Here is a 22,548-nt window from a genome sequence, read left to right as displayed (position 1 = left end):
ATCATGCGTGATAAAATTCGTTTAGTTTCAAGTGCTGGTACTGGTCATTTTTATACTACAGATAAAAATAAAAAGACTATGCCTGAGAAAATGGAAATCAAAAAGTTTGATCCAAAAGCTCGCAAGCACGTAATGTACAAAGAAGCGAAAATTAAGTAATTTTTGTTTTCAGAATTAAAAACCCAGCTTATTGCTGGGTTTTTTTATGGCTAAAAATAATTACGTATTCACCACATAGTGTTGTTATCCTAACAAATGACTCGTATTATTTTAACTCAACATAAGTTTTCATTAATTCATGAAAGACATTCGATGACAAAGCCTATAAATATCCGTAAAGCATTAAACTCCGATCACGACTTTATTCTTTCTTTATCGCCTGATTTAGCCAATGTCGCTAAGTTATCTTGGCATAGCGACAACACTGTGCTGCAAATGCAAGATAAATACGCACTTGAAATGCTCAACAATGCACCTGAGCCAAACATAACACTCATTGCTGAGCAGGATGGCACGCCATTAGGCTTTATTCTCGCCAGCAGCCATAAAGACGATATTTCAGAAGAAATGTGCGGCACCGTTAATTTGTTAGCGGTATCTTCAAGCGCTCAAAAAATGGGGGTTGGAAAATTATTAATAAACTCAGTAGAGCAATGGGCAAAAAATCAGAGCTATCGTTTATTACACTTAGAGGTATTCGCAAATAACAGCAATGCACAACGCTTTTACGAAAATTTAGGTTTTGAACCTGAAATGCTCAATATGATTAAACCCCTAAAATAGAAACGAATACGTTTTTATTTTCACTTTCTTTTGTCACTAAAAGCAAAAAGGCTGTTAACTTGCGTTAACAGCCTTTCTTAAATCATTTTTTGATTACGGTCTAATTGTAATATCGGGCGAGGTATTAATTTCACCTTCATCATTAATTGTCGCTGCATTTCCATCACATAATAAAATAGCTAAGCTACCTCTTGCTTGGCTATTACGGATAAAAGCAAGGTCGTAGCCAAATTGAGTTAAGCTACTAGCCGCAAATTTTTGCGCAAGCGATAGCTTGTCCCATAATGAAGAATGTTCAGGCGTATATTGCCTTCTTTCTAATAACACTTCTCTCTCTAATACAGCTTGCACGTGTCTACCTTTACAATCAACGAGGATCTTATGTTTAAAATATAATCGGACATTATCCTAGTTGGTTTTATAATTCAACAATTGCAGCGAATTAAATTGTAATTTTCCAACTGGTACAAGCAGTCTATTCCAATCACGACTATATTACTTATATAATTACAAATATGTTTATTATGAGAAATATAGATTATGAGCCAAGTTTTAAAAGATCTACTCACCCTTTTATCGTTAGAAAAAATTGAGCAAGGTTTATATCGTGGCCAAAGCCAAGATTTAGGATTTAAAGCACTTTTTGGTGGACAAGTTATGGGGCAAGCTTTATCAGCGGCTCAAGAAAGTGTTGAGGTCGACAGGCATGTCCATTCACTACATTCATACTTTTTACGCCCAGGTGACGCAGCAAAGCCGGTTATTTATGAAGTTGAAAATATTCGTGACGGACGCAGTTTTAATACCCGAAGAGTTAAAGCCATTCAAAACGGCCAAGCAATCTTTTATATGACGGCTTCTTTTCAATTAGAAGAAAAGGGCTTTGATCATCAAAATGAAATGCCGGATGTTGTAGGTCCCGATGAGTTACCTTCATTCACTGACTTTATTTTTGATAATCAGCAATATATCCCGGAAAATGTTCGTGGTAAATTTCTTTCCGAAAAACCAATCGAGTTAAAACCCGTAGAGCAATATAATTGGATAAAGCCTGAAAAATCAGAGCCTATCTGTCATATGTGGATAAAAGCGAATGGTCAATTGCCAGATGACCCACGCATACATAAATATATGCTTGCTTATACATCAGATTTTCACTTTTTACCCACCGCATTATTTAGCCATGGTGTCAGCCATTGGCAGCCTAACTTTCAAATAGCGACCATTGACCATGCAATGTGGTTTCATCGACCATTTCGCTTTGATGATTGGTTATTATATGTCATGGAAAGCCCAACAAGTGTTGGTGGTAGAGGCTTAGTTAGAGGACAAATATATAACCAAGCCGGTGATTTAGTTGCAACAACAATGCAAGAAGGCGTGATAAGACAACGTTAAGCGACTTTTTAACGGTGTCGCCAATCATCACCACTTGGGTGTTGAAAAATGCGTAAATCAAACACGGGCGCCATCGCAAAGAGGTGATCAAAAATATCCGCTTGTATTGCCTCGTAATTCACCCAATTTTGGTCATTACTGAAAAAATATAACTCTAACGGTAAGCCAGTTGCTGTCGCAGGAAGCTGTCTTACCATGCATGTCATTTGATGGTGTACTTTTTCATGCTGTTGCAAAAATTCCTCAATATAAGCGCGAAAAGTGCCGACATTCGTTAATTTGCGTTGGTTGACATAATCAGTGTCTTTTAATGCTAATTGTTTGGAGTGCTCAGAAATTTCTTGTAACTTCCTTGCTAAGTAATCCTTTAATAAATGAATTTCTTTAAGTTGTTCAATTTTCTCCGCTTGGTAAAAATGAATACTACCAATATCGATAATTATCGTACGTTTGATACGACGTCCGCCTGATGCAAACATGTCACGCCAATTTTTAAAGGAACCACTGATCAATGCATATGTTGGCACGGTCGTCACTGTTCGATCAAAGTTTTGCACTTTTACGGTGTTTAAACCAATTTCAAGTACATCGCCATCAGCGCCATATTGAGGAATTTCAATCCAATCACCGGGAGCTAGCATTCGGTTCGCTGATATTTGAATACTCGCGACCAGTCCTTTAATGGTATCTTGAAAAACTAACAGTAATACGGCCGTTAAAGCTCCTAAACCACTCAATAAATATATCGGTGATTTATCTAGCACAAACGAAATAGATAAAATAGTCGCCACTAAATAGACAACTAACTTTATCACCTGAATACTTGCATTTAAGGGTAAATAACGATCTTTCGCTGTTTCTTTTGAAAGGCTGTTTATAACATTGAGCAATGCTCCTATGGTACGTGCAACCTGAAAAGTTATCGCAACTTTAGCTAGTACCAAGAGAAAATTCAGTATGAATGGCTCATCAATAACAAATTGTGGAATTAAAAACCAAAAAATAATGATGGGGATCAATAAAGCAATTCGGGTAAATACATGATGTTCAAAAATCAAATCGTCCCAAGTGTTTCGAGAATGTGAAACGAGTTTTTGAATGGCAACTAACAACTTATGTTTTACTAAATAATAGGCAATCGCACTGATCACAAAGATGATTGCACAACCAACGAGCATTGAAGCAATAGCTAAATTTTCAGGAGCAACCCCTTGCTCCGTTAACCATGATGAAAGTAAAGCTATCATAAAATGTCCTTATTGGTTCTGTTGATGAAACTCGGCCAATTTTTTGTCTTTATCTAACCAAAGCTGGTTAACCCACTTTTGAAACTGAATTTTATGAGCACGATCATTAACATAATCACCCTTTAATGATTGATCAATATCTTTTATTCCTATATCCACGCGGATTTCTTTCACTCGGCCACAAATAAAATCGATAAAGGTTGGCGTGCCATCAGGATAGTATATGGTAATGTCTAAAACTTTGTTTAACTGATCTCCCATTGTAGACAGCACAAAGCCAATGCCACCCGCTTTGGGTTTTAATAAATATTGAAACGGTGAATTTTGCTTTTCATATTTTACTTTTGTAAAACGAGTCCCTTCAATAAAATTCATAATACTGACAGGCTTATGCCTGAACTTTTCACAAGCCTTTTGTGTCGTTTCGATATCTTTCCCTTTTAAATGAGGATTTTTTTTGACGAAACTTTGGCTATATCGTTTCATAAACGGGAAATCGAGTGCCCACCAAGCAACTCCAAGAAAAGGTACATAAATTAGTTCTTTTTTTAAAAAGAATTTCAAAAAAGGTATTTTGCCATGAAGAATGCGTTGCAAGACAACAATATCAACCCAACTTTGATGATTTGATATCACTAAATACCATTGTCTTTTTTCAAGTTGTTCTAAACCTGTTACCACTAACTGAGTGGTATTAAATAATTTTTGAATGAGGGTATTTACCGCCACCCAATTACTCGCCATATTATCCAGTAAATAGCTAAAAAACTTGCGCCATAAATTTAAAGGAATAAGCGCTTTAAGCAAGGAAAACAGTACAATCGGCAACAACCAAAAAAGAGTGTTAACGGTATAAAAAATCATTGAGATAAAACCAATGAGGTAAGCAGGTAAAAAATTTAACATCACTTAAGCCAATACAATCACGTTTATTCTTGTCCGATATAATAAATCGAATTTATCTTGCTTTCAGCTAATATTTTACCCTTTTTCCACATATCTACATATAGATGTACTAAGGATGGTTATTTTTTTACCATTATTATTTAACCTTAGAGATAATCCGGCGATATTCTTACGTTAAATACTACAAAATACCCCTTAATCAACCGTTATTGCCTAAAGCTACTAAAAAGAGCAATCTCTTCTAATAAATGACTAAAATATCATTGCATCTCACCGCGCTTTCAGGGCATGCTATAACTAATTATCATGGGGAAACGTAATGAATTTTAATCGTGCTGTCATCAAAGTGGGCAGTGCCTTAGTATCACCCGATGCAAAAGGCTGTAGTGGCATGTATTTATTAGCCATCGCTCGCTTTATCACCGAATGCCAACAAGCAGGCAAAGAAATAATTTTAGTGTCATCTGGCAGTGTTGCTGCTGGCCGACAACTTATTCAGCACGGTGCTAATGTTCCTTCAATTCCGACCAAGCAAGCCATGGCATCTGTTGGTCAAATGCAGATGATGGCAAATTGGCAGCGTTTTTTTGATCAGCCTTGTAGTCAATTATTAATTACCCATGCTGATCTAAAAAATCGTGAACGCTATATTAATATTAAAAACACCCTCCGCATTTTACTCGCCAATCATGTTATTCCCATTGTGAATGAAAACGATACGGTGGCAACAGATGAATTAAAAGTGGGTGATAATGACAATCTTGCTGCTCTTGTTGCTTTAGTGAGTGAAGCTGATTGCTTGTTTATTCTCAGTGACATTGATGGTGTTTACGATCAAGACCCACGCGATAATCCAGATGCGGTACTGATACCAGAAATTAGTGAAATCACTGATGAAATTTATGCCATGGCAGGCACCACCAATAATCCTATCGCAACGGGTGGCATGAAAACCAAAATTCAAGCGGCTGAAAAAGCAGTAGAAAACGGTATCGAAACCTACATTTTAAATGGTCGAAATAGCGAAATATTCGACGCCTTATTAAAAGGCGAAAACCCTGGCACTCGCTTTAAAGCCAATCAAACAGCAACCAAAGCACGAAAACATTGGCTCAAGCACACTTTAAAAAGTCATGGCAGTGTTAGTTTAGATAATGGCGCGGCAAATGCAGTGATCAATAAAGGTGCTTCATTACTACCTTCAGGCATTGTTGAAGTCAGTGGTAATTTTGCCGCCGGTGAATCAATTAATATCATCGACAGTAAAACAGCTGCAATCATCGCGAAAGGGATTAGCCAATATAGTCAAAGAGATTTATTGCGTATAAAGGGTTGTAAAAGCAATCAAATCACCAACATTTTAGGCTGTTGTCCAAGCAAAGTCGTGATTCATCGAGATGATATGGTGATTTTATAATTGATTACGCGATAGCTACTTTTTACTCAATATAATTAACATTTAACCCTTAGACTTTTACATCAAAATGGCTAAGTAAAGAGAAAATTCATGACACAATTTAATATGGCAGAAAATGCCAAGCTGGTTAGAAAAGCCTCTCGAGTGGTTGCTCAACTGACCACGTCAGAAAAAAATCAATTATTGTCAAAAATGGCACAAGCGATAGAAGATAATAGCGATACTATTATTCAAGAAAACGCCAAAGACATTCGTGCAGGTAAAACGAAAGGCTTAAGTGATGCCATGCTCGATCGGTTATTATTAACTGAACAACGCATTACCGACATTGCCGACGCGATTCGTGAAATCATTACTCTGGCAGATCCGGTAGGCAATATTGCAAATTTAGCGTTGCGGCCAAATGGTATGCAAGTGGGTAAAATGCGCATTCCGTTAGGCGTGATTGCGATGATTTATGAATCGCGCCCGAATGTGACAGCCGAAGCAGCCGCCTTGTGCATTAAATCAGGTAATGCTGTGATTTTGCGTGGCGGCTCTGAAGCTATTTACAGTAACGTTGCGCTGGCAAACTGCTTGCATCAGGTCTTAGAGAGCCAAGGCATCGACAAAAATATTGTCTCGGTTATACCTGACACGAGTCGTGAAATTATTAATGAGTTATTAAAACAAAGTGACAGTATTGATTTAGTGATCCCTCGCGGCGGTGAAGGATTAATTCGCTATGTCACCGAAAACAGCCAGATCCCTGTCATTCAACATTTTAAAGGCGTGTGTCATTTGTATATTGATAAATATGCCGACTTAACCAAAGCAGTTAACATTTTAGTGAATGGTAAAACACAGCGCCCAAGTGCCTGTAATTCAATAGAAACGTTATTGGTACATCAAGATATTGCTGTAGAATTTTTACCTTTAGCAGCAAAAGCACTTGCTGATTCAGCCCAAGTAAAAGTACATGCTTGTGAAAAAAGCTTACCTTATTTTACCGGAGCAACGTTAGCGTCAGCTGACGATTATCATGCTGAATATTTAGCACAAGAAATAGCCGTCAAAATAGTGGACAGTTTTAACGAAAGTATTGAACACATTAACGAATATTCTTCTGATCATACCGAAGTAATTGTTAGCCAAGATACCAGTCGTACACAGCAATTTGTTCGTGCAATTAACTCTTCTGTGGTGATGATAAATGCTTCTTCGCGCTTTTCAGATGGCGGGCAATTAGGATTAGGTTCTGAAATTGGTATTTCAACCAGTAAATTACATGCTTATGGACCGATGGGGTTATCATCTTTAACGACTGAAAAATTTGTCGTGATTGGTGATGGTCAAGTAAGGGACTAACTTTTGCAATCATTTGATACTGGAAAGGTTTATGAATAAAGATTTAAAATTTTCTTTAAAATGGGCTTTTTCTGGTGTAGTTATAGGTTTAATCGCATTTATTTATAACTACACCATGGCGCCAATTTCGCTGCCGGGCTATGAGATATTAGCTTGGCCAGCAATGTTTGGCTTGCAGTTCTTTAGTGAAGAAACGGCTTTCTGGCCTAAATTTATCATTTTTATAACGAGTCAATATCTCGCGTACTTTTTGATGATATTTACTTTTAGAAAAATTTTAAGGCTTTATCAAAGTAAACATTGATTGCAAAAACATGGATTGTAGAAAACATGGCTTGAAATAGTGTCGATAAAAAAGAAAGCACCGTTAGGCGTTACTAAAATGCTCACGACTACCTAGCCAGCGATCGATCAAGGCAACCGCATTATCTGGATGTTGTTTCCATAACAAATAAGCTTGTTGCTGAATGTCAGGGATTAAATCGGCATCTCGCAGTAAGTCGGCGATTTTCAAATCAGCTAAACCGGTTTGTTTAGTACCGAGCAATTCACCAGGGCCTCTAATTTCAAGATCTTTTTGCGCAATCACAAAACCATCATTGCTTTCTCTTAACACCGCTAAACGTTTCGTTGCTGTTTTCGATAAAGGGCTTTTATACATCAATACGCAATGAGAGGCGACCGATCCTCGACCAACTCGACCACGTAATTGATGTAATTGCGCTAATCCCAATCGCTCAGGATTTTCAATGACCATTAAACTCGAATTAGGCACATCAACGCCCACTTCAATGACAGTAGTCGCCACTAATAAATGCAACTCGCCCGCTTTAAAGGATTCCATCACCGCTTGTTTTTCTGCGCCTTTCATTCGGCCATGTACTAAACCAATTTTTAATTCGGGTAAATGTGCTTGTAAATAAACTGCGGTATCTTCTGCTGCTTGGCATTGCAACACTTCTGATTCTTCAATCAAGGTACATACCCAATAAGCTTGGCGATTTTCATTGATGCACGACTGACGAATACGTTCAACAACATCGTCACGTCTCGAATCCGGTAAAGCCACGGTAGTAATTGGCGTTCTTCCCGGTGGTAGTTCATCAATAACAGAGGTGTCTAAATCAGCATAGGCTGTCATCGCTAATGTGCGAGGAATAGGCGTTGCCGTCATAATTAATTGATGCGGATAATTGCCTTGAAATGCGCCTTTTTCTCTTAGTGATAAACGTTGATGAACACCAAATCTATGCTGTTCATCGATGATAATGAGCGCTAATTTATGAAAAACCACTTGCTCTTGAAATAAAGCATGCGTGCCAACCACCATTTGCATATTGCCATTTTCAATATGTTCCAATGCGTGATTTCGCGCTTTCGCTTTGGTTTTTCCGGCTAACCAACCAACGGTAATATTGAGCGGTTCAAACCATTTTTGAAAACTAATCGCATGTTGTTCTGCCAAAATTTCGGTTGGTGCCATTAAGGCAACTTGAAAACCTTCGCTAATTGCCGTTATTGCGGCTAATGCTGCAACCAATGTTTTGCCTGAGCCAACATCACCTTGTACGAGGCGCATCATAGGCTGATCTTTGGCTAGGTCTTGACGAATTTCTTTTACTACTCGCGCTTGGGCATTGGTAGGCGAAAAAGGTAAAGACGTTAAAAATGCTGACTCAACCTTTTCATCTACTTGTAAGCTAACCGCTTGATGTACATCACTTGATTCACGCAGTTTTAGCATACTTAAATTATGGGCAAGTAACTCTTCTTTAATTAAACGCAGTTGCGCGGGATGCTTTCCGGCTTCTAATTGTAAAACGGATGTATCGGGGGTTGGTCGATGAATAAAAGCTAAGGCTTGTGCGAGTGAATAACTTTCGTGATTAAAATTTTCAGGTAAAAGCTCTTCCACTTGTCCACGTTTAAGACGTATTAATGCTTGTTCGGTTAAATTACGCAGCGATATTTGCCTTAAGCCATCAGTGGTTGGATACACAGGCGTTAAGGTTTCTTCGACTGGCGTTAATGGTTTGTCTTGATCGAGCGGTTTATATTCAGGATGAATGATTTCAAACCCTCTGCCGCCACGTTGAATTTCGCCATAACAGCGAATGTTTAAACCTACTGATAGATTATTTTTTTGGGCAGCGGAAAAATGAAAAAAACGTAAATTAACCGAGCCTGTGCCATCGTTGACAGTCACTACCATCATACGACGGCGACCTTGCACAATTTGGTTTTGAGTGATTTCACCGATAATATTGGTAAAGATGCCCGGCATGCAATCTCGAATAGCAGTGACTCGAGTGCGATCTTCATAACGATTAGGCAGGTGAAATAATAAGTCTTGTAACGAGTGCAAACCTATTTTTTCGAGCTTTTCGGCCATGCTAGGGCCAACACCTTTCAGTGTTGTGATGGCGATACGCGCGAGATTTCCAATTCCTTTTTGAGTTTCTGGCACGTTCACACCTAACTGTTATTCACTATCAAGCTCTTGCCACGCTTCTTGCGTCATCTGCATTTGTTGCCACCAATCATCGGAAGCAACAATTTGCCCGTTTTCATCAATTTCAGGATAAGGTAACCCTTTACGTTTACAAGCACTGGCAAAAATAGGGTGGCCACCTTCAAATAAAAATCGTTGACGACGCTCATAAGAAATACTTGGCTTGTCATACATACCAGCCGCTTTACGTTGCCGCTGAGCTTCATACAAAACAACCGAGTTGGCAACAGACACGTTTAATGATTGCACCATGCCAACCATAGGAATGATAATATCTTGATCAGCCAGTTCCAGCGCAGCAGGGGAAGCACCAAACTTCTCTTGCCCCAAAACTATTGCGGTAGGTTTGGTGTAATCTATTTCTCGAAAATCGACAGAAGTATCGGAAAGGTTCGTCACTAACACTTGCATCTTTTGACGCTTTAATTCTGCAATAGCATCTTCAGTTGACGTGTAATTATGGACATCCACCCAATTTTGACTACCGGCAGCACTGCCGCCAGACACGCGCATACGCTCATTTTTCCACACGGCATGAACATCACTGATACCAATAGCATCAGCCGTTCTCACTACCGCTGCAAGGTTATGCGTTTTATGAACGCCTTCCATACAAACGGTTAGGTCAGGTTGGCGATGATCTAACATCGCATTAATTCTTTTTAATCTTTCTGGAGTCATTACACTTCACATTTAAACATTAAGGGAATCGCTTAAAACCGAATACAAGCCCCAAAAAAGTGTTATTAACCTACGTTAGGTAATTCCATAACACCGTCAATTTCAATCGCAACATCTTTCGGCAACCTTGAAACTTGTACCGCCGCTCTTGCAGGATACGGCTGTTGAAAGTATTGACTCATTACGTCATTCACTGTGGCAAACTGGCTTAAATCCATTAAAAAGATATTCACTTTTACCATGTCATTTAGTGTGCCACCAGCAGCGTCACATACCGCAGATAAGTTTTTAAACACTTGATGTGCTTGGGCAGCAAAGTCATCTGAAACCACTTCCATGGTTTCTGGCACCAATGGAATTTGACCTGAAAGATATACAGTATTGTTGACTTTAACCGCTTGGCTGTATGTGCCAATTGCGCTCGGCGCGTTCTCGGTATTAATAATCGTTTTCATAATTTTCCTAAATTCTTTTTACTTGTTACGTACAACTCGTTGTACATCAACCATTACTTTAATTTTTCGAATGATATCGGCTAAGTGAACTCGGTTTCGGCAGGTAATTTCCATATCAATGACATATAAACCTGATTCTTTTTCACCCGAATTAAGGGTGTGAACATTAGAGCCACCACGTGCCACAACATTGGTTAATGCCGCTAGCGCACCTTGATGGTTGACAATTTCAACCCGCAATTTAGCAATAAAATCTCTATCGATATCGGTGTCCCATCTTACCGGGAATAATTGAGATTCCTTTGTGCCTTTAATATTTTTACAGCTTTGCTGATGCACAATTAAGCCTTTACCCGGACTTAAATAGGCAAGAATGCCATCGCCAGGAATAGGACGACAACATTTACCATAGCTAACCAACATACCTTCCGTGCCTTTAATCGGCATTTTCGCTTTGGTCGGTGAAGGCGCTATTTCACTGTCTTCCGTAAACTCATCCGTTAAACGGCGAGCAATACCAATACTTAGCGCATTCCCTAAGCCAATATTGATCAGCAATTCATCTAAATTTTTATTGTCAGTTTCCTTCACAACTTGATCAATTTTCGCTTGATCAATATCTTCAATCTCAATTTTTCCTAATGCGTGATTAAGCAATCGACGACCGAGTGCATACGATTCAGTTTGCTCTTGGGAACGTAAATAAGTACGAATTTGTAATCGAGCTTTCGCCGTTACAACAAAGTTTAACCAAGTTGCATTAGGTCTTGCTGCAGAAGAGGTGATAACCTCAATCGTTTGGCCTGAGTCTAACGGTTGACTGAGAGGATGTGGTTTACGGTCAACTTTAACGCCCACACATGAATTACCAACATCGGTATGCACCGCATAAGCGAAATCAACCGCAGTTGCTCCCATCGGCAATTCAATGATTCTGCCGTCAGGTGTAAAAACATAAATTTCTTCAGGGAATAAATCCGATTTTACATTTTCGATAAATTCAAATGAACTACCAGCACTTTGTTGTAATTCCAATAAGCTTTGCATCCAACGGCTTGCTTTCATTTGAGCCGTAGTGCCACTTTCATCACCATCTTGTTTATATAACCAATGAGCGGCAACACCTTTGTCGGCCATTTGGTCCATATCATTGGTACGAATTTGTATTTCAACAGGAATACCATGAGGCCCAATTAATGAGGTATGAAGCGATTGATAACCATTGGTTTTTGGTATGGCAATATAGTCTTTAAAACGCCCTTCAATGGGCTTAAATAAATTATGAACAGCCCCTAATGCGCGATAACAATCATCTATTTTATTATCAACCACAACCCTAAAGGCATAAATGTCCATCACTTCATTAAACATTAATTCTTTATTGAGCATTTTTCGGTAGATAGAAAAAAGGTGCTTTTCACGTCCCACCACTTTGGCACTAATACCACTTTCTTCAAGCCGAGCGGCTATTTCTTCTTGAATGTTTTGAACAATTTCTTTTCGATTACCGCGCGCTTGTTTGACTGCTGATTTTAACGCGCGAGAACGCATGGGGTACAAGGCTTCAAAGCCTAAAACTTCTAACTCATTTTTAATATCATGAATACCCAAACGATTAGCGATAGGGGCATAAATATCAAGTGTTTCACGAGCGATTCGACGTCGTTTATCGGGTCTTAACGATTCAAGCGTACGCATATTATGGGTACGATCAGCAAGCTTGATCAGAATAACGCGGATATCTTGCACCATAGCAAGTACCATTTTACGGAAGTTTTCCGCCTGCATTTCTTCTTTGTTATCAAACTTTAATTTATCTAGCTTACTTACACCTTCAACAAGCTCTGCAACTGTGTGACCAAATAATTCTGCTAATTCATCTTTGGTGGTTTCAGTATCTTCAATGACATCGTGTAATAGCGCCGCCATTAACGTTTCATGGTCAAGGTGCATTTTCGCTAAATTATAAGCAACAGCAACAGGATGCGTAATATATGGCTCACCACTAGAACGCATCTGCCCTTCATGTGCATCTCGAGCGACAATATAGGCTTGCTTAAGTAGATCTATTTGTACTTTTGATAAATAGCTAGAAACGAGTTCTTTTAGTGGTTCAAAAAGGTACACACATTTTCCTGTAAGATAGCTGAGCGAAGTGAAACGTATTGATATTAAGAATACGATGAATTAACAGGAATACCAAGCACCAAAGGCATCTCTGTGAAACATTATTTTTGCAATAAAAAACGCGCAATCATGAAGTCATAATTACGCGCTATTGTTCGATAAAGCTAAAGGCGAATCCGCCATTAACGTTATTGTTGTTGCTCTTGACCACCAACAATAGCCGCAACAGCTGCGAGCTCTGCAGATTCTTGTTGTACTTGCTCATGACGATCAGTTTCATTCATCACTTCAGTTGTGATTAAACCTTCTTCGATTTCACGCAAAGCAATAACAGTAGGTTTGTCATTTTCTTCTTCAACCAAAGGATCTTTTCCACCCGTAGCAATTTGACGAGCACGACGAGATGCAATTAACACCAAGTCAAAACGATTACCGATTTTATCTACGGCATCTTCAACAGTTACGCGAGCCATTTGGTCACTCCAACGTTTAAAATTTATAAAATAGTTGCGTAGTTTACTATGTGCTTAATCGTTAGCCAATAGATCTTTGAATAAAAGTTGATGATTTTCTATTTGTTGGCTACGTTTTAAGCGTTGATTGTTCACAATAGTCGTTAAATCAGCCAGCGCTTGCTCAAAATCGTCGTTAACAATGATGTAATCAAACTCTTGATAATGTGAACACTCGGCTTTAGCTTGTGCCATTCTGCTTGCGATCACTTCTTCACTGTCTTGTCCGCGAGAGCGAAGTCGTTCTTCAAGTGCTTGCCTAGAAGGTGGACTTATAAAAATAGTGGTGACATCTGGTTTTTTCATTCGCACTTGTTGAGCGCCTTGCCAATCAATATCAAGAAAAACGTCAATCCCTTTTGCTAATTGGTTATCAATGGCCACTTCAGAAGTACCATAGTAATTACCAAAAACTTCGGCATACTCATAAAAATCATGGTTGTCGATTTGTTGCTTAAATTTTTCAACACTTACAAAGTGATAATGCTGACCATCAACTTCTCCCGGCCTTGGTTGGCGCGTGGTGTGAGATACTGACACTTGCATTTCACGTGAACTTGCTTGTTTTAACAACGCAGAGATCAAGCTCGACTTTCCTGCGCCACTGGGCGCTGAAAGGATAAATAAATTACCTGAAGTAGCCACGCTACCCTCCAAATTTTGACAATATTTTCGGCACTATACCGAAAATCACGCTTTTTTCCTACGTTTAAGCGAGGCTGAATCTTTATCAAGATGCCAACTACAGCCTTAAGTATGAAAGAATTGCTGTATTTTTCGTCAACAATTCACTACAAGTAACCAAAATTAATATAGAGTAAAAACTCTTTATAGTATCTTTTATATACAAAGTTTTGCTATGATAGCGCTGTCATTTTTATTTTAGTTGTATAGAAAGGGTCATTACGTGCTTAGTTTAAAAAATAATGTCTTAGTCGTTTTGGTATGTATCAGTAGTGTATTTGCCACTACAGCAAAAGCAGGATTAATTGATTTAGGTGTAGATCTAAGTACCGTAGATAAATATACCTTTGCCGTTGGCGGTGCTAGCTCGAGCTTAATTTTAGGTAGCGAAGCTGAAATTTTTGGCAGTGTTGCCTCACAATATTATTTGTCGACAGCGCCCAGCGTAAAAATTCATGGCGATGCTTGTTACCAAGCAAGTGGCATGGGACCCAATACAACCCTGGATGGTTTTTCTGGCACCTGCGATGAAATCAATCAACTGGAGTCGGTCATTGCGCAAGCCAATGCTTTTGCAACCGCCTTAACAGGCGAGAGCATCAGCGATATCACTGGTACTTTTACCTTAGATGCGAGTGCTCAAAATGTTTACTCTGTTAATGAAATTCATTTAGCGACAGGGGAATTTCTCACCATCTCAGGGAATGCTGATGATCAAGTTATCATCAATGTTGCCGGTAATATTAAAGTAGGATCTTTGGCAGGTATTTTATTAACCGGCGGAATATCTAGCGCAAACGTGCTTTTTAATTTCAGCAATAATTTTGCTCAAAATGAGTTTAATTTTGGTGGCGCAAATATTAGTGGAACGTTTTTAGGCAATAATACCTCTTACATTATGGGTGATGGCGCAACGCTTGATGATGTTCGCTTTTATACTAATAAACATTTACAAGCTAATGTACAAGTGGTTCGTACTAAAGAGCCTTCAGTCGAAGTTCCAGAGCCTTCAACCATTTTAATGTTAATGGCTGGATTATTTGTGGTTTTGATGCGCTCGAAAATTAAACCCAATTAATCTTCTTGAAACATCGAATATCAGCAAATAAAAAACGGATAACGATCACTCGTTATCCGTTTTGTGTCTTTATAACGACAAATAAATTACAACACTTTAGCAATCGATTCAGCTAAATAGTCAACGTTTGAGTTAGCAATACCAGCGATACTCATACGACTAGAGCCTACCATGTAAATACTGTACTCATCTTGAAGTTGTTGCACTTGCTCTGGGGTTATCCCTAAGAATGAGAACATCCCCATTTGACGAGTAATAAAACTGAAATCTCGTGTAACACCTTTTTCAATCAGTTTATCAACCAATAATTGACGATTACCATTAATGCGATCACGCATTTCTTTTAACTCTGCGAACCACTGATGTCGCAATTCATCAGAATGCAAAATGGTTTCAACTAGCGCAGCACCATGCGCTGGCGGCATCGAATAAATAACACGAATAACATACAGTAATACTGAGTTGGCCACATCAACTGCTGCCGATGATTGACCAATAATGGTGATTGCGCCAATACGCTCTCGATATAAACCAAAGTTCTTTGAACAAGAACTACACACAATCATTTCTTCAACGCTGTCGGCCATTAAACGTAAGCCGTAAGCGTCTTCGTCTAAGCCTTCGCCAAATCCTTGATAAGCCATGTCGACCACAGGTAAAAAGCCAACTGATTTCGCCACCTCAGCCACTTGTTGCCATTGTTCGTTATTTAAGTCCATACCACTGGGGTTATGACAACAAGCATGTAATAACACAGCATCGTCAGCACTTACTTCTTTAAGTGTTGCTAACATGCCATCAAAATCAAGCGTCTTATTTTCGTAATCATAATAAGGATAAGTTTTGACGGTTAAACCTGCCGCTTCAAACAAACCGGTATGGTTTGCCCAGGTTGGATTACTCACCCAAATAGTCGCGCCTGCTTTACACGATTTAATAAATTCAGCGGCAACACGTAATGCGCCAGTGCCACCTGGAGTAGAAACCGTGCGAGCGCGGTTTTCGAGTAATACTTTGTGATGACCAAAAATCAATTTGCTCATTTCATCATTAAATACAGGTGATCCGGTAGGGCCAATATACACTTTGGTATCTTCATTATCGTTACGATATTTTTCAGCTTTCTTTACACAATCTAAAATTGCGGTATGACCTGCTTCATCTTTATAAACCCCCACACCTAAATCAATTTTCTGAGGGTTAGCATCTTCACGATATTTTGCTAATAATCCTAAAATAGGATCGGCTGGCAATGCCTTTAAGCGACCAAACATGACTCCGTTTACCTTATACAATGATCGGGATTTAACAAACGTTACGCCTTCGCAATATTTGCTTTTACAAACCCCTGAGATTAAAGCGCAAGCATAGCCCTAATAGGGACAAAATTAAAGGTCATTTTAATGGAACTCTGTGGTTATCTATGATGGAAGTGTAGTGGATAGGTTACATAGTATGTACAGTTATATGGCTGTCACCCACTAGAAGCGAAACTGCGCATTTAACATCATTTGTTGCTGAGATAAATTTGTCTTTATGCCCATTCCCGCACGATTATCAGCTTGACTATTCATCGCCGCACCTTCGATACCTAATTGCCAATTTGATGTTAATTGATAACGCCACGTTGCAGTTATCCCTTCTCCTTGGCTGGCATTGGGGTCAAGTAGCCAATCATCAACATCAGTGACCTCAAAATAATCATACCTAAGTGAGAAACGATGTTTGTCCATTTTATGACTGAGCATAATAAAGTGGCTATGGAAACGATTATCAATGCCTCGGCTCCTGCCCATTGCAGTCTTACCCGACATTAGCTGAGCGATAATTCGAGTTTGCCCGTTAAACTTATAAAGCCATGCAGCACTTGAAAAACTGGTATCCCATGCGTATTGCCCGGTACTTCGATTAACAACAGCCGGATCGCCATTGTTGTCATAATAATAAAAACGAAACTGTGATTTTTTTAAATAATCCCAGTGTATTCCAGCATAATAACCAAACCGACCATCTATCTCAGTAAATGGTAGTACTTGATTCGCTTGAAATCGTAATTGTGGTGTACTTAAAGAGGCTATCGGGGCAAATTTTATCGATTCATTAAACAGGGTTTGGCGATCGTGCATTGCCCAACCTCGCCAAGAAAGCAAAGTGCCTGCTGGATCATTGCCTTTGAAGGTTGCACCAACAAAAGTAAAACTATGCGCGCTTCTATAACTCCGCCCTGGCAGTTTAAACGTTGCTTCAAGACCAAAGGTTCTTAACTCTTCCCCTACCCAACTATTAATGGCTGAATTGGTATAGTTATAAGGCGAAATCCAACCAATGTCAGGGTTCTCTAAAGAGAGCAAAGGATAAAACCCGCCCACGCGAACATGCCACTTATATTTACTTTGGCTTAAAGGCTGATATTTAACGTAAGCTTGGCTAAAGCCGAGCGTTGACTCAGGATCTTGATAAGCATTTAGCACGCCATGAGCAGACCAAGCCGTACTCAAATCTTGTCTGAATTCGATTAATCCTTGTGATAAAACAATGCCGTCGTGTTCACTATCAAAACGATAAAGACCAACACCACCTTGCTGCCAGCTTAACTGGTTATCACCATGAATAGCGCTTGCTTGTATTAAGCCATTTACTTGGGCATGTACGGTAAAACTGCCAACAAAAATACAAATGATTAAAAAACGTAAACAATTACTCATAATCATCAAACTCATCTATTTCAATGGGAATAATAGCTTTTACTGCTTGTTTGAGCTGATAGCTAAACCGATCCGCAGAAAGCTGAATAGTCTCTTTTTCAACTTGGCTAAAGTCGGTAAAACCTTCATGCCACAAGTTTAATGTATATTCGCCATGTTCAACATTTAAAGACACTTGCCCTTGCTCATCGGTAATGGCATAAAACGGACTATCAACAACCACGATAAAACTTAACATCCAGTCATGTATATTACAGCCAAGCTCAACTACGCCTGTTTGCTCAAAAACGACTGGTGATTGAGGCTGCCCATGATAAAGCTTTAATTCAAAAGTTTTACTTTTAGAAAACGAATATACGTGATGCATAATCGAATCAGCATTTGGAAATTCAACTTTAGCGTGCTGAGGAACCACTAATATATGAGGAATGAATTGCCTTTCTTTCTGCATCATAATGAAAGGCGTTTCTATGGGTTTCACTGGTTGGATATTGTCTTTCGAAGTAAGCCAAACCACAGTGTTGGGCAAAGGTTGTTGTTTTTCATCGTAAATTGTAAAAGTCACCGCATGACTTTTTAACACAACAAAAAACATGGTAATAATGAAAGAAAATTTTATCATTTTAAACTTTTTATTTATGAATAATCATCATGATGAACCGTCATATTGGCATGTTAATAAAGCCTGCACAATAGCCAATGCCATGACTTTTTTGCACTGTGATTATTCTTAGAAATTATTAGTGATTGCGGCAATAAAGCCAATTAATCCACCAAATACTCCCCCCCACACCACTAACCAGCCCAAATGTTTACGGATCATCTCTTGGATAATTTCTTTGACTAATTGCGGCGTTAATTCATTTAATCGTTTTTCAATAATATCACTCACTTTTTCACGCATTTCCGCCATCACATTCGGCTGTTCAAGCTCTTTGCGCATGATTAAGTTAAACTCATCACTTTGAGAGATAGTGATCACACTCCCTTTCATTTTTTCGATAAAAGGTTCCCGTAATGGCTGGAGCGCTTCGCTGCCACCAACCATTGCCAGCATACCGCCAAACGATGAATTTTCAATAACTTGCACTAAATCATCAAACGCGGGACTTAAGTCAACTTGTTCAATAATGGGCGCTAAATCTATACCTGCGGCATTGCCAGTGCCACCGCTTTCACCTGAAAGAAAACGATCAATGTTTTCCTCAGTAAAAAACTGCTCCATCATTAAATGACGGATACCTTGTTTAAATTCTTCAAAGCGAGCGGGAATAACTCCAGAGCCATATAAAAATGGCACCTTTTCAAAAAGCATGTGAATTGCTATCCAGTTAGTGATCGCGCCTGATAATGCGAAAACACCTATGGTAAAGATCAAATGATGACTAAAGACATGCCCAACAATAATACAGGCTAAAGCAAGTAAATTAGTAACAACGCTTTTGTTCACAAAACACTCCAATTTCACACAGTTTTTATCGTAATATATTAACAATATCATGGTTTAACACCAAGAGAATCCTGTATAGTAAAACCAATAACAACAAAAAGAGTACATGGATATGATGAAAAAATTCACCGTAGTAATTATTAGCTTATTAACGGTTTTCAATGCAGTTGCCTCTGACAAGGAATGGCGTACATTAGACCCAGAAAATGCTATTTTATTAACACTTCCTCATGGCAAGGTCGTTATTGAACTAGCGCCACAGTTTTCGCCAAATCATGTAAAGCGCTTTAAAACCCTTGCGCAAAAAGGCCATTATGATGGTAATAAATTTTATCGAGTTATCGACGGTTTTGTCGCTCAAGGAGGGCCTGAAGACGGCAGTATAAAAGACAAAACCATATCAGAGTTAAAGATAGAAGCTGATTTTTCTATCGATAAAAACTGGACATTTACTCTTGTTCAGCAAAACGATTTATTTGCCGAACAAACCGGCTTTAAAGAGGGTTTTGCGTTGGGAAAAAGTGATAAAGAAAATAAAGCATGGATGTTACATTGTCCAGGCGTAATTGCGATGGCTCGCACAAATGCTCCTGACACCGCAACGAGCCACTTTTATATCACCAATGGACAAGCACCAAGATACTTAGACCGTATAATGACTGTATTTGGTCGAGTGGTTTATGGCATGGATCATGTTCAAGCAATTACACGTACTTCGGTTATTGAAGGAGACACGCCTGTCGATCCAAAAGACTTCACTCCGATGGTAAAAGTGCAATTAATGAGTGACTTACCAAAAGAGCAACAAATTCGTTTAGAAATTAAAAATACCGAACACCCAAGCTACGCGAAAAAATTATCTGATAGAAGAAAACGTGAAAGCGCGTTTTTCTATAAAAAGCCGCCACCCGTATTAGATATTTGCCAAACACCTGTTGGTGTGAGAATGATTAAATAATTATCTGAGGTTTCCGGCTTTAATCGATATTAAGCCGGAAATCTCTGAACTAGTGATGTGTTGTCTTTTCTTTTAAAGCGGCTTTACTCGCTTTCTCTCTGTCTATTTCTTGTTGAATTTTCTTAAACAACGGTGAGTTCTTTTTGTATTCATCACCTATTTTATTAAAATAATTTAGCACTTTATCGATAAATAATTGCTCATAAATCGACATTTTCCTTTCCACCATTTCTCCGTCTATATATTCAACACCATATGTTTGATTTTTTGGTTTGGTTCCATCGATAGGAATGAGTAAAAAAAACTTAGCATTAACAGAGCGACATGATTTAAATGGCTTGAAAATAAAAGAGCAAAAGACAATGTCATCTAAAATAACCGTTTCATTAAGATAGATAAGCTCGTTGACATAGTGTTCTTCTATACCCTTTAATAAAAACTCTCTCGGTAACAATTCTTGATTTGCAACGCTCTGAAAAGAAAGAAAAATAAATATAATAAATATTGTGATAGCTTTCATAAATATCCTTATTGATGAAGTTGATGCATATTATTATCAGTTAAAAATTATTACTTAATTCCAAATAATTATGGGCTTTTTTGCCAAATTTTATCTGAGTCTTCAAGGTATGCAGCTAACGCTGCAGAGCCATACCAAGGGTATAATTCTGCGGCTAACAAATTAGCGTTAATCGCGGGATCTGTTTGCATTAACGCTTCCGCTTCTTCTATGCTCGCCACGTCTAAGATAAAGATACCACGATATGATTTATCATTTTTACCGATAGGTCCTGCAACAATAAGCTTTTTTTCTTCAACCAATCGATTAATGTTTGCCATATGACCATTAAATAATTCGCTAATTTTTGCTTGGTCTTCCGTTTTATTACTACCTGTTTTCAACATAACCAAAACAAAACTTTTCATACCATACTCATCACCATCATATTTAGCCGCTATCTTGGCATCATAATTAGGGTTAGTATTTTCTGCATATGCAGGAAAAAGACAAAACGTCAGTAGTAACATTAATATCAGCGATTTCAATGACATATTTATTCCTTAAATGATTGATTATAAACTATTATTTATACCATATTTTTACCACATCAAAAACACGTTCACCTTCTGGAGTTTTCACAACAACTTCATCATCGACTGCTTTCCCAATTAAGGCGCGCGCCATTGGAGAATCAATACTGATTTCTCCAGTTTTAGCATTCCACTCATCCGGACCAACAACGCGATAAGTGACTTCTTGATCATCCTCGTTTAACAAGGTAACCCAAGCGCCGAAAAAGACTTTACCTTCTTGTTTCGCATCGTAGTAAACAATGGTTAGTTCTTCGGTGCGTTTCACTAAAAAACGAACGCGGCGATCAATTTCTCTTAATCGTTTTTTGCCGTAAATATATTCAGCGTTTTCACTTCTGTCACCTTGAGCTGCTGCTTCTGAAACAGAACGAGTAATACGTGGACGCTCTTCCTTCCAAAGATATTTTAGTTCTTTGTCTAAACGGTCCCAGCCCTCACGGGTGATGTAATTGGATTTTCTCATTCAGGCATTTTAACGATAGCAGAGAAAGAAGACTATAAGAAAATAGCGACAGCGACACTTTCTTTAAATCTATAGAGTCTTTTAAAGGGGTCGGTGACAGATAAGACTTATTATCATTTGCAAAACTACTCATTGCTAACGGGCCGACCTCTTTGAGGATAACCTATAACCCTACCCAGCGCTTTCTCAATCGCGAGTTTAAATTTTTTATCCCCTAGAGGCATTGAAAACAATGCCGCATTCGTTATTTCCTGGCACACATTAGGCGCCAACTCGCTATTAAATAATGCTTTATATTTTTGACAAACCTTTAATTCATTTTCCCCAAGCGCTATGTAACTTGGATGAGCAACTAACTTTTTTCGCTGTCTTAGGCCGGTATTGACATGGTAGCTTGACCATTTATATTCTGCGGGATGATTGACCATATTCGCCCTTACTGGGTTCAATTCTATATAACGCATACAAGCAAGTAGGTAAGCATCTTCATCAACTAAGCTCGCTTTAAAACGTCCTTCAAATAACGTGCCTGTTCGACTAAGTTCTTTATTGATGTATTGCACATAACGTCTACCAATTGACTGCATTACTAATGAGATACCTGTTTCATCATTTGGGGTCATCAGCAAATGAATATGATTTGTCATTAACACGTAAGCATGTAGATCCACATCATATTTTTCGCAGGCTTGTGCCAAGCATTCTAAATAGAATGAGTAATCTAGCTCTG

The 22,548-nt window shown here is 38.6% G+C and carries 25 protein-coding genes; 8 read left to right on the top strand and 17 right to left on the bottom strand.

Going from position 1 to position 22,548, the window contains the following annotated elements:
* Positions 1–3: 3 nt before the first annotated feature.
* Together rpmG and ABXH06_RS08885 are read left to right on the top strand one after the other, a co-directional pair.
* Positions 4–159 carry a 50S ribosomal protein L33 gene (gene rpmG / locus ABXH06_RS08890; RefSeq protein ID WP_044834320.1) on the top strand — a complete coding sequence of 52 codons (156 nt, stop codon included), beginning with the start codon at positions 4–6 and terminating at the stop codon, positions 157–159.
* A 153-nt stretch (positions 160–312) separates the two neighbouring features.
* Positions 313–783, top strand: a complete 471-nt coding sequence (locus ABXH06_RS08885) for a GNAT family N-acetyltransferase (RefSeq protein ID WP_311581796.1) — start codon at positions 313–315, stop codon at positions 781–783.
* A gap of 93 nt (positions 784–876) precedes the next feature.
* Here ABXH06_RS08885 and ABXH06_RS08880 read toward each other — a convergent pair whose 3' ends face one another.
* Positions 877–1,134 carry a hypothetical protein gene (locus ABXH06_RS08880; RefSeq protein WP_311581798.1) on the bottom strand — a complete coding sequence of 86 codons (258 nt, stop codon included), beginning with the start codon at positions 1,132–1,134 and terminating at the stop codon, positions 877–879.
* Between the two features lie 189 nt (positions 1,135–1,323).
* Between ABXH06_RS08880 and tesB the strand changes: the two genes are divergently transcribed.
* Positions 1,324–2,181 (top strand): acyl-CoA thioesterase II, encoded by an 858-nt coding sequence (tesB, locus tag ABXH06_RS08875; protein WP_311581800.1) that lies wholly within the window; start codon positions 1,324–1,326, stop codon positions 2,179–2,181.
* Positions 2,182–2,189: 8 nt separating this feature from the next.
* Here the strand turns inward: tesB and ABXH06_RS08870 are convergent, their stop codons facing one another.
* Complete coding sequence (locus tag ABXH06_RS08870; RefSeq protein WP_311581803.1) at positions 2,190–3,428, bottom strand: mechanosensitive ion channel family protein; 1,239 nt, start codon at positions 3,426–3,428, stop codon at positions 2,190–2,192.
* Between the two features lie 9 nt (positions 3,429–3,437).
* Positions 3,438–4,334, bottom strand: coding sequence for a 1-acylglycerol-3-phosphate O-acyltransferase, YihG family (gene yihG / locus ABXH06_RS08865; protein ID WP_353518008.1), 897 nt, complete (start codon positions 4,332–4,334; stop codon positions 3,438–3,440).
* 319 nt (positions 4,335–4,653) lie between these two features.
* Between yihG and proB the strand changes: the two genes are divergently transcribed.
* The 3 genes from proB (at position 4,654) to ABXH06_RS08850 (ending at position 7,402) form a co-directional block, all read left to right on the top strand.
* On the top strand, positions 4,654–5,751 hold the full coding sequence (gene proB, locus ABXH06_RS08860; protein ID WP_353518007.1) for a glutamate 5-kinase: 1,098 nt from the start codon (positions 4,654–4,656) through the stop codon (positions 5,749–5,751).
* A 90-nt stretch (positions 5,752–5,841) separates the two neighbouring features.
* Entirely contained in the window at positions 5,842–7,098 is a 1,257-nt protein-coding gene (locus ABXH06_RS08855) for a glutamate-5-semialdehyde dehydrogenase (RefSeq protein ID WP_353518006.1), read from the top strand.
* Between the two features lie 31 nt (positions 7,099–7,129).
* Positions 7,130–7,402, top strand: a complete 273-nt coding sequence (locus tag ABXH06_RS08850; RefSeq protein WP_353518005.1) for a hypothetical protein — start codon at positions 7,130–7,132, stop codon at positions 7,400–7,402.
* A 63-nt stretch (positions 7,403–7,465) separates the two neighbouring features.
* Here the strand turns inward: ABXH06_RS08850 and recG are convergent, their stop codons facing one another.
* The 6 genes from recG to gmk form a co-directional block, all read right to left on the bottom strand.
* Complete coding sequence (gene recG, locus ABXH06_RS08845) at positions 7,466–9,544, bottom strand: ATP-dependent DNA helicase RecG (protein WP_353518155.1); 2,079 nt, start codon at positions 9,542–9,544, stop codon at positions 7,466–7,468.
* Positions 9,545–9,580: 36 nt separating this feature from the next.
* Positions 9,581–10,291, bottom strand: coding sequence for a tRNA (guanosine(18)-2'-O)-methyltransferase TrmH (trmH, locus tag ABXH06_RS08840; RefSeq protein ID WP_353518004.1), 711 nt, complete (start codon positions 10,289–10,291; stop codon positions 9,581–9,583).
* 65 nt (positions 10,292–10,356) lie between these two features.
* Positions 10,357–10,746: a deaminase RidA gene (gene ridA / locus ABXH06_RS08835; protein ID WP_432280239.1), complete on the bottom strand. Its 390-nt coding sequence runs from the start codon at positions 10,744–10,746 to the stop codon at positions 10,357–10,359.
* An 18-nt stretch (positions 10,747–10,764) separates the two neighbouring features.
* Positions 10,765–12,873: a bifunctional GTP diphosphokinase/guanosine-3',5'-bis pyrophosphate 3'-pyrophosphohydrolase gene (gene spoT / locus ABXH06_RS08830; RefSeq protein WP_311581820.1), complete on the bottom strand. Its 2,109-nt coding sequence runs from the start codon at positions 12,871–12,873 to the stop codon at positions 10,765–10,767.
* A 188-nt stretch (positions 12,874–13,061) separates the two neighbouring features.
* Positions 13,062–13,346 carry a DNA-directed RNA polymerase subunit omega gene (gene rpoZ, locus ABXH06_RS08825; protein WP_303450179.1) on the bottom strand — a complete coding sequence of 95 codons (285 nt, stop codon included), beginning with the start codon at positions 13,344–13,346 and terminating at the stop codon, positions 13,062–13,064.
* Between the two features lie 54 nt (positions 13,347–13,400).
* Positions 13,401–14,030 carry a guanylate kinase gene (gmk, locus tag ABXH06_RS08820; RefSeq protein WP_311581825.1) on the bottom strand — a complete coding sequence of 210 codons (630 nt, stop codon included), beginning with the start codon at positions 14,028–14,030 and terminating at the stop codon, positions 13,401–13,403.
* Between the two features lie 262 nt (positions 14,031–14,292).
* Here gmk and ABXH06_RS08815 point away from each other — a divergent pair, with 262 nt between their 5' ends.
* Positions 14,293–15,147, top strand: a complete 855-nt coding sequence (locus ABXH06_RS08815; protein ID WP_353518003.1) for a PEP-CTERM sorting domain-containing protein — start codon at positions 14,293–14,295, stop codon at positions 15,145–15,147.
* An 86-nt stretch (positions 15,148–15,233) separates the two neighbouring features.
* Here ABXH06_RS08815 and ABXH06_RS08810 read toward each other — a convergent pair whose 3' ends face one another.
* The 4 genes from ABXH06_RS08810 to ABXH06_RS08795 all read right to left on the bottom strand — a co-directional run bounded on the left by ABXH06_RS08810 (position 15,234) and on the right by ABXH06_RS08795 (position 19,302).
* Positions 15,234–16,421: an amino acid aminotransferase gene (locus ABXH06_RS08810; protein WP_353518002.1), complete on the bottom strand. Its 1,188-nt coding sequence runs from the start codon at positions 16,419–16,421 to the stop codon at positions 15,234–15,236.
* 207 nt (positions 16,422–16,628) lie between these two features.
* Positions 16,629–17,858: a hypothetical protein gene (locus ABXH06_RS08805; protein WP_353518154.1), complete on the bottom strand. Its 1,230-nt coding sequence runs from the start codon at positions 17,856–17,858 to the stop codon at positions 16,629–16,631.
* Positions 17,845–18,474 carry a cupredoxin domain-containing protein gene (locus ABXH06_RS08800; protein WP_353518000.1) on the bottom strand — a complete coding sequence of 210 codons (630 nt, stop codon included), beginning with the start codon at positions 18,472–18,474 and terminating at the stop codon, positions 17,845–17,847. The genes ABXH06_RS08805 and ABXH06_RS08800 overlap by 14 nt, the downstream gene beginning before the upstream one ends.
* A gap of 108 nt (positions 18,475–18,582) precedes the next feature.
* Positions 18,583–19,302, bottom strand: coding sequence for a DUF445 domain-containing protein (locus tag ABXH06_RS08795; RefSeq protein WP_311581837.1), 720 nt, complete (start codon positions 19,300–19,302; stop codon positions 18,583–18,585).
* 112 nt (positions 19,303–19,414) lie between these two features.
* Here ABXH06_RS08795 and ABXH06_RS08790 point away from each other — a divergent pair, with 112 nt between their 5' ends.
* Positions 19,415–20,260 (top strand): peptidylprolyl isomerase, encoded by an 846-nt coding sequence (locus ABXH06_RS08790; RefSeq protein WP_353517999.1) that lies wholly within the window; start codon positions 19,415–19,417, stop codon positions 20,258–20,260.
* A gap of 49 nt (positions 20,261–20,309) precedes the next feature.
* On the opposite strand, the gene ABXH06_RS08785 is transcribed toward ABXH06_RS08790, so the two are convergent.
* The 4 genes from ABXH06_RS08785 to ABXH06_RS08770 all read right to left on the bottom strand — a co-directional run.
* A complete protein-coding gene (locus ABXH06_RS08785) occupies positions 20,310–20,780 on the bottom strand; it encodes a hypothetical protein (protein ID WP_353517998.1) in 471 nt (156 codons plus the stop codon).
* A 68-nt stretch (positions 20,781–20,848) separates the two neighbouring features.
* Positions 20,849–21,313 (bottom strand): YciI family protein, encoded by a 465-nt coding sequence (locus tag ABXH06_RS08780; protein ID WP_353517997.1) that lies wholly within the window; start codon positions 21,311–21,313, stop codon positions 20,849–20,851.
* A 31-nt stretch (positions 21,314–21,344) separates the two neighbouring features.
* On the bottom strand, positions 21,345–21,818 hold the full coding sequence (gene greB, locus ABXH06_RS08775) for a transcription elongation factor GreB (RefSeq protein ID WP_311581849.1): 474 nt from the start codon (positions 21,816–21,818) through the stop codon (positions 21,345–21,347).
* A gap of 125 nt (positions 21,819–21,943) precedes the next feature.
* Positions 21,944–22,548: transposase (locus ABXH06_RS08770; protein ID WP_353517996.1), on the bottom strand; the 605-nt coding region annotated here is incomplete at its 5' end.

Origin of the sequence: Thalassotalea sp. SU-HH00458, assembly GCF_040362795.1 — a bacterium.
GTDB lineage: Bacteria > Pseudomonadota > Gammaproteobacteria > Enterobacterales > Alteromonadaceae > Thalassotalea_H > Thalassotalea_H castellviae.
The sequence above is the reverse complement of the archived record's forward strand: the minus strand, read 5'-3'. Positions and strand labels throughout refer to the sequence as shown.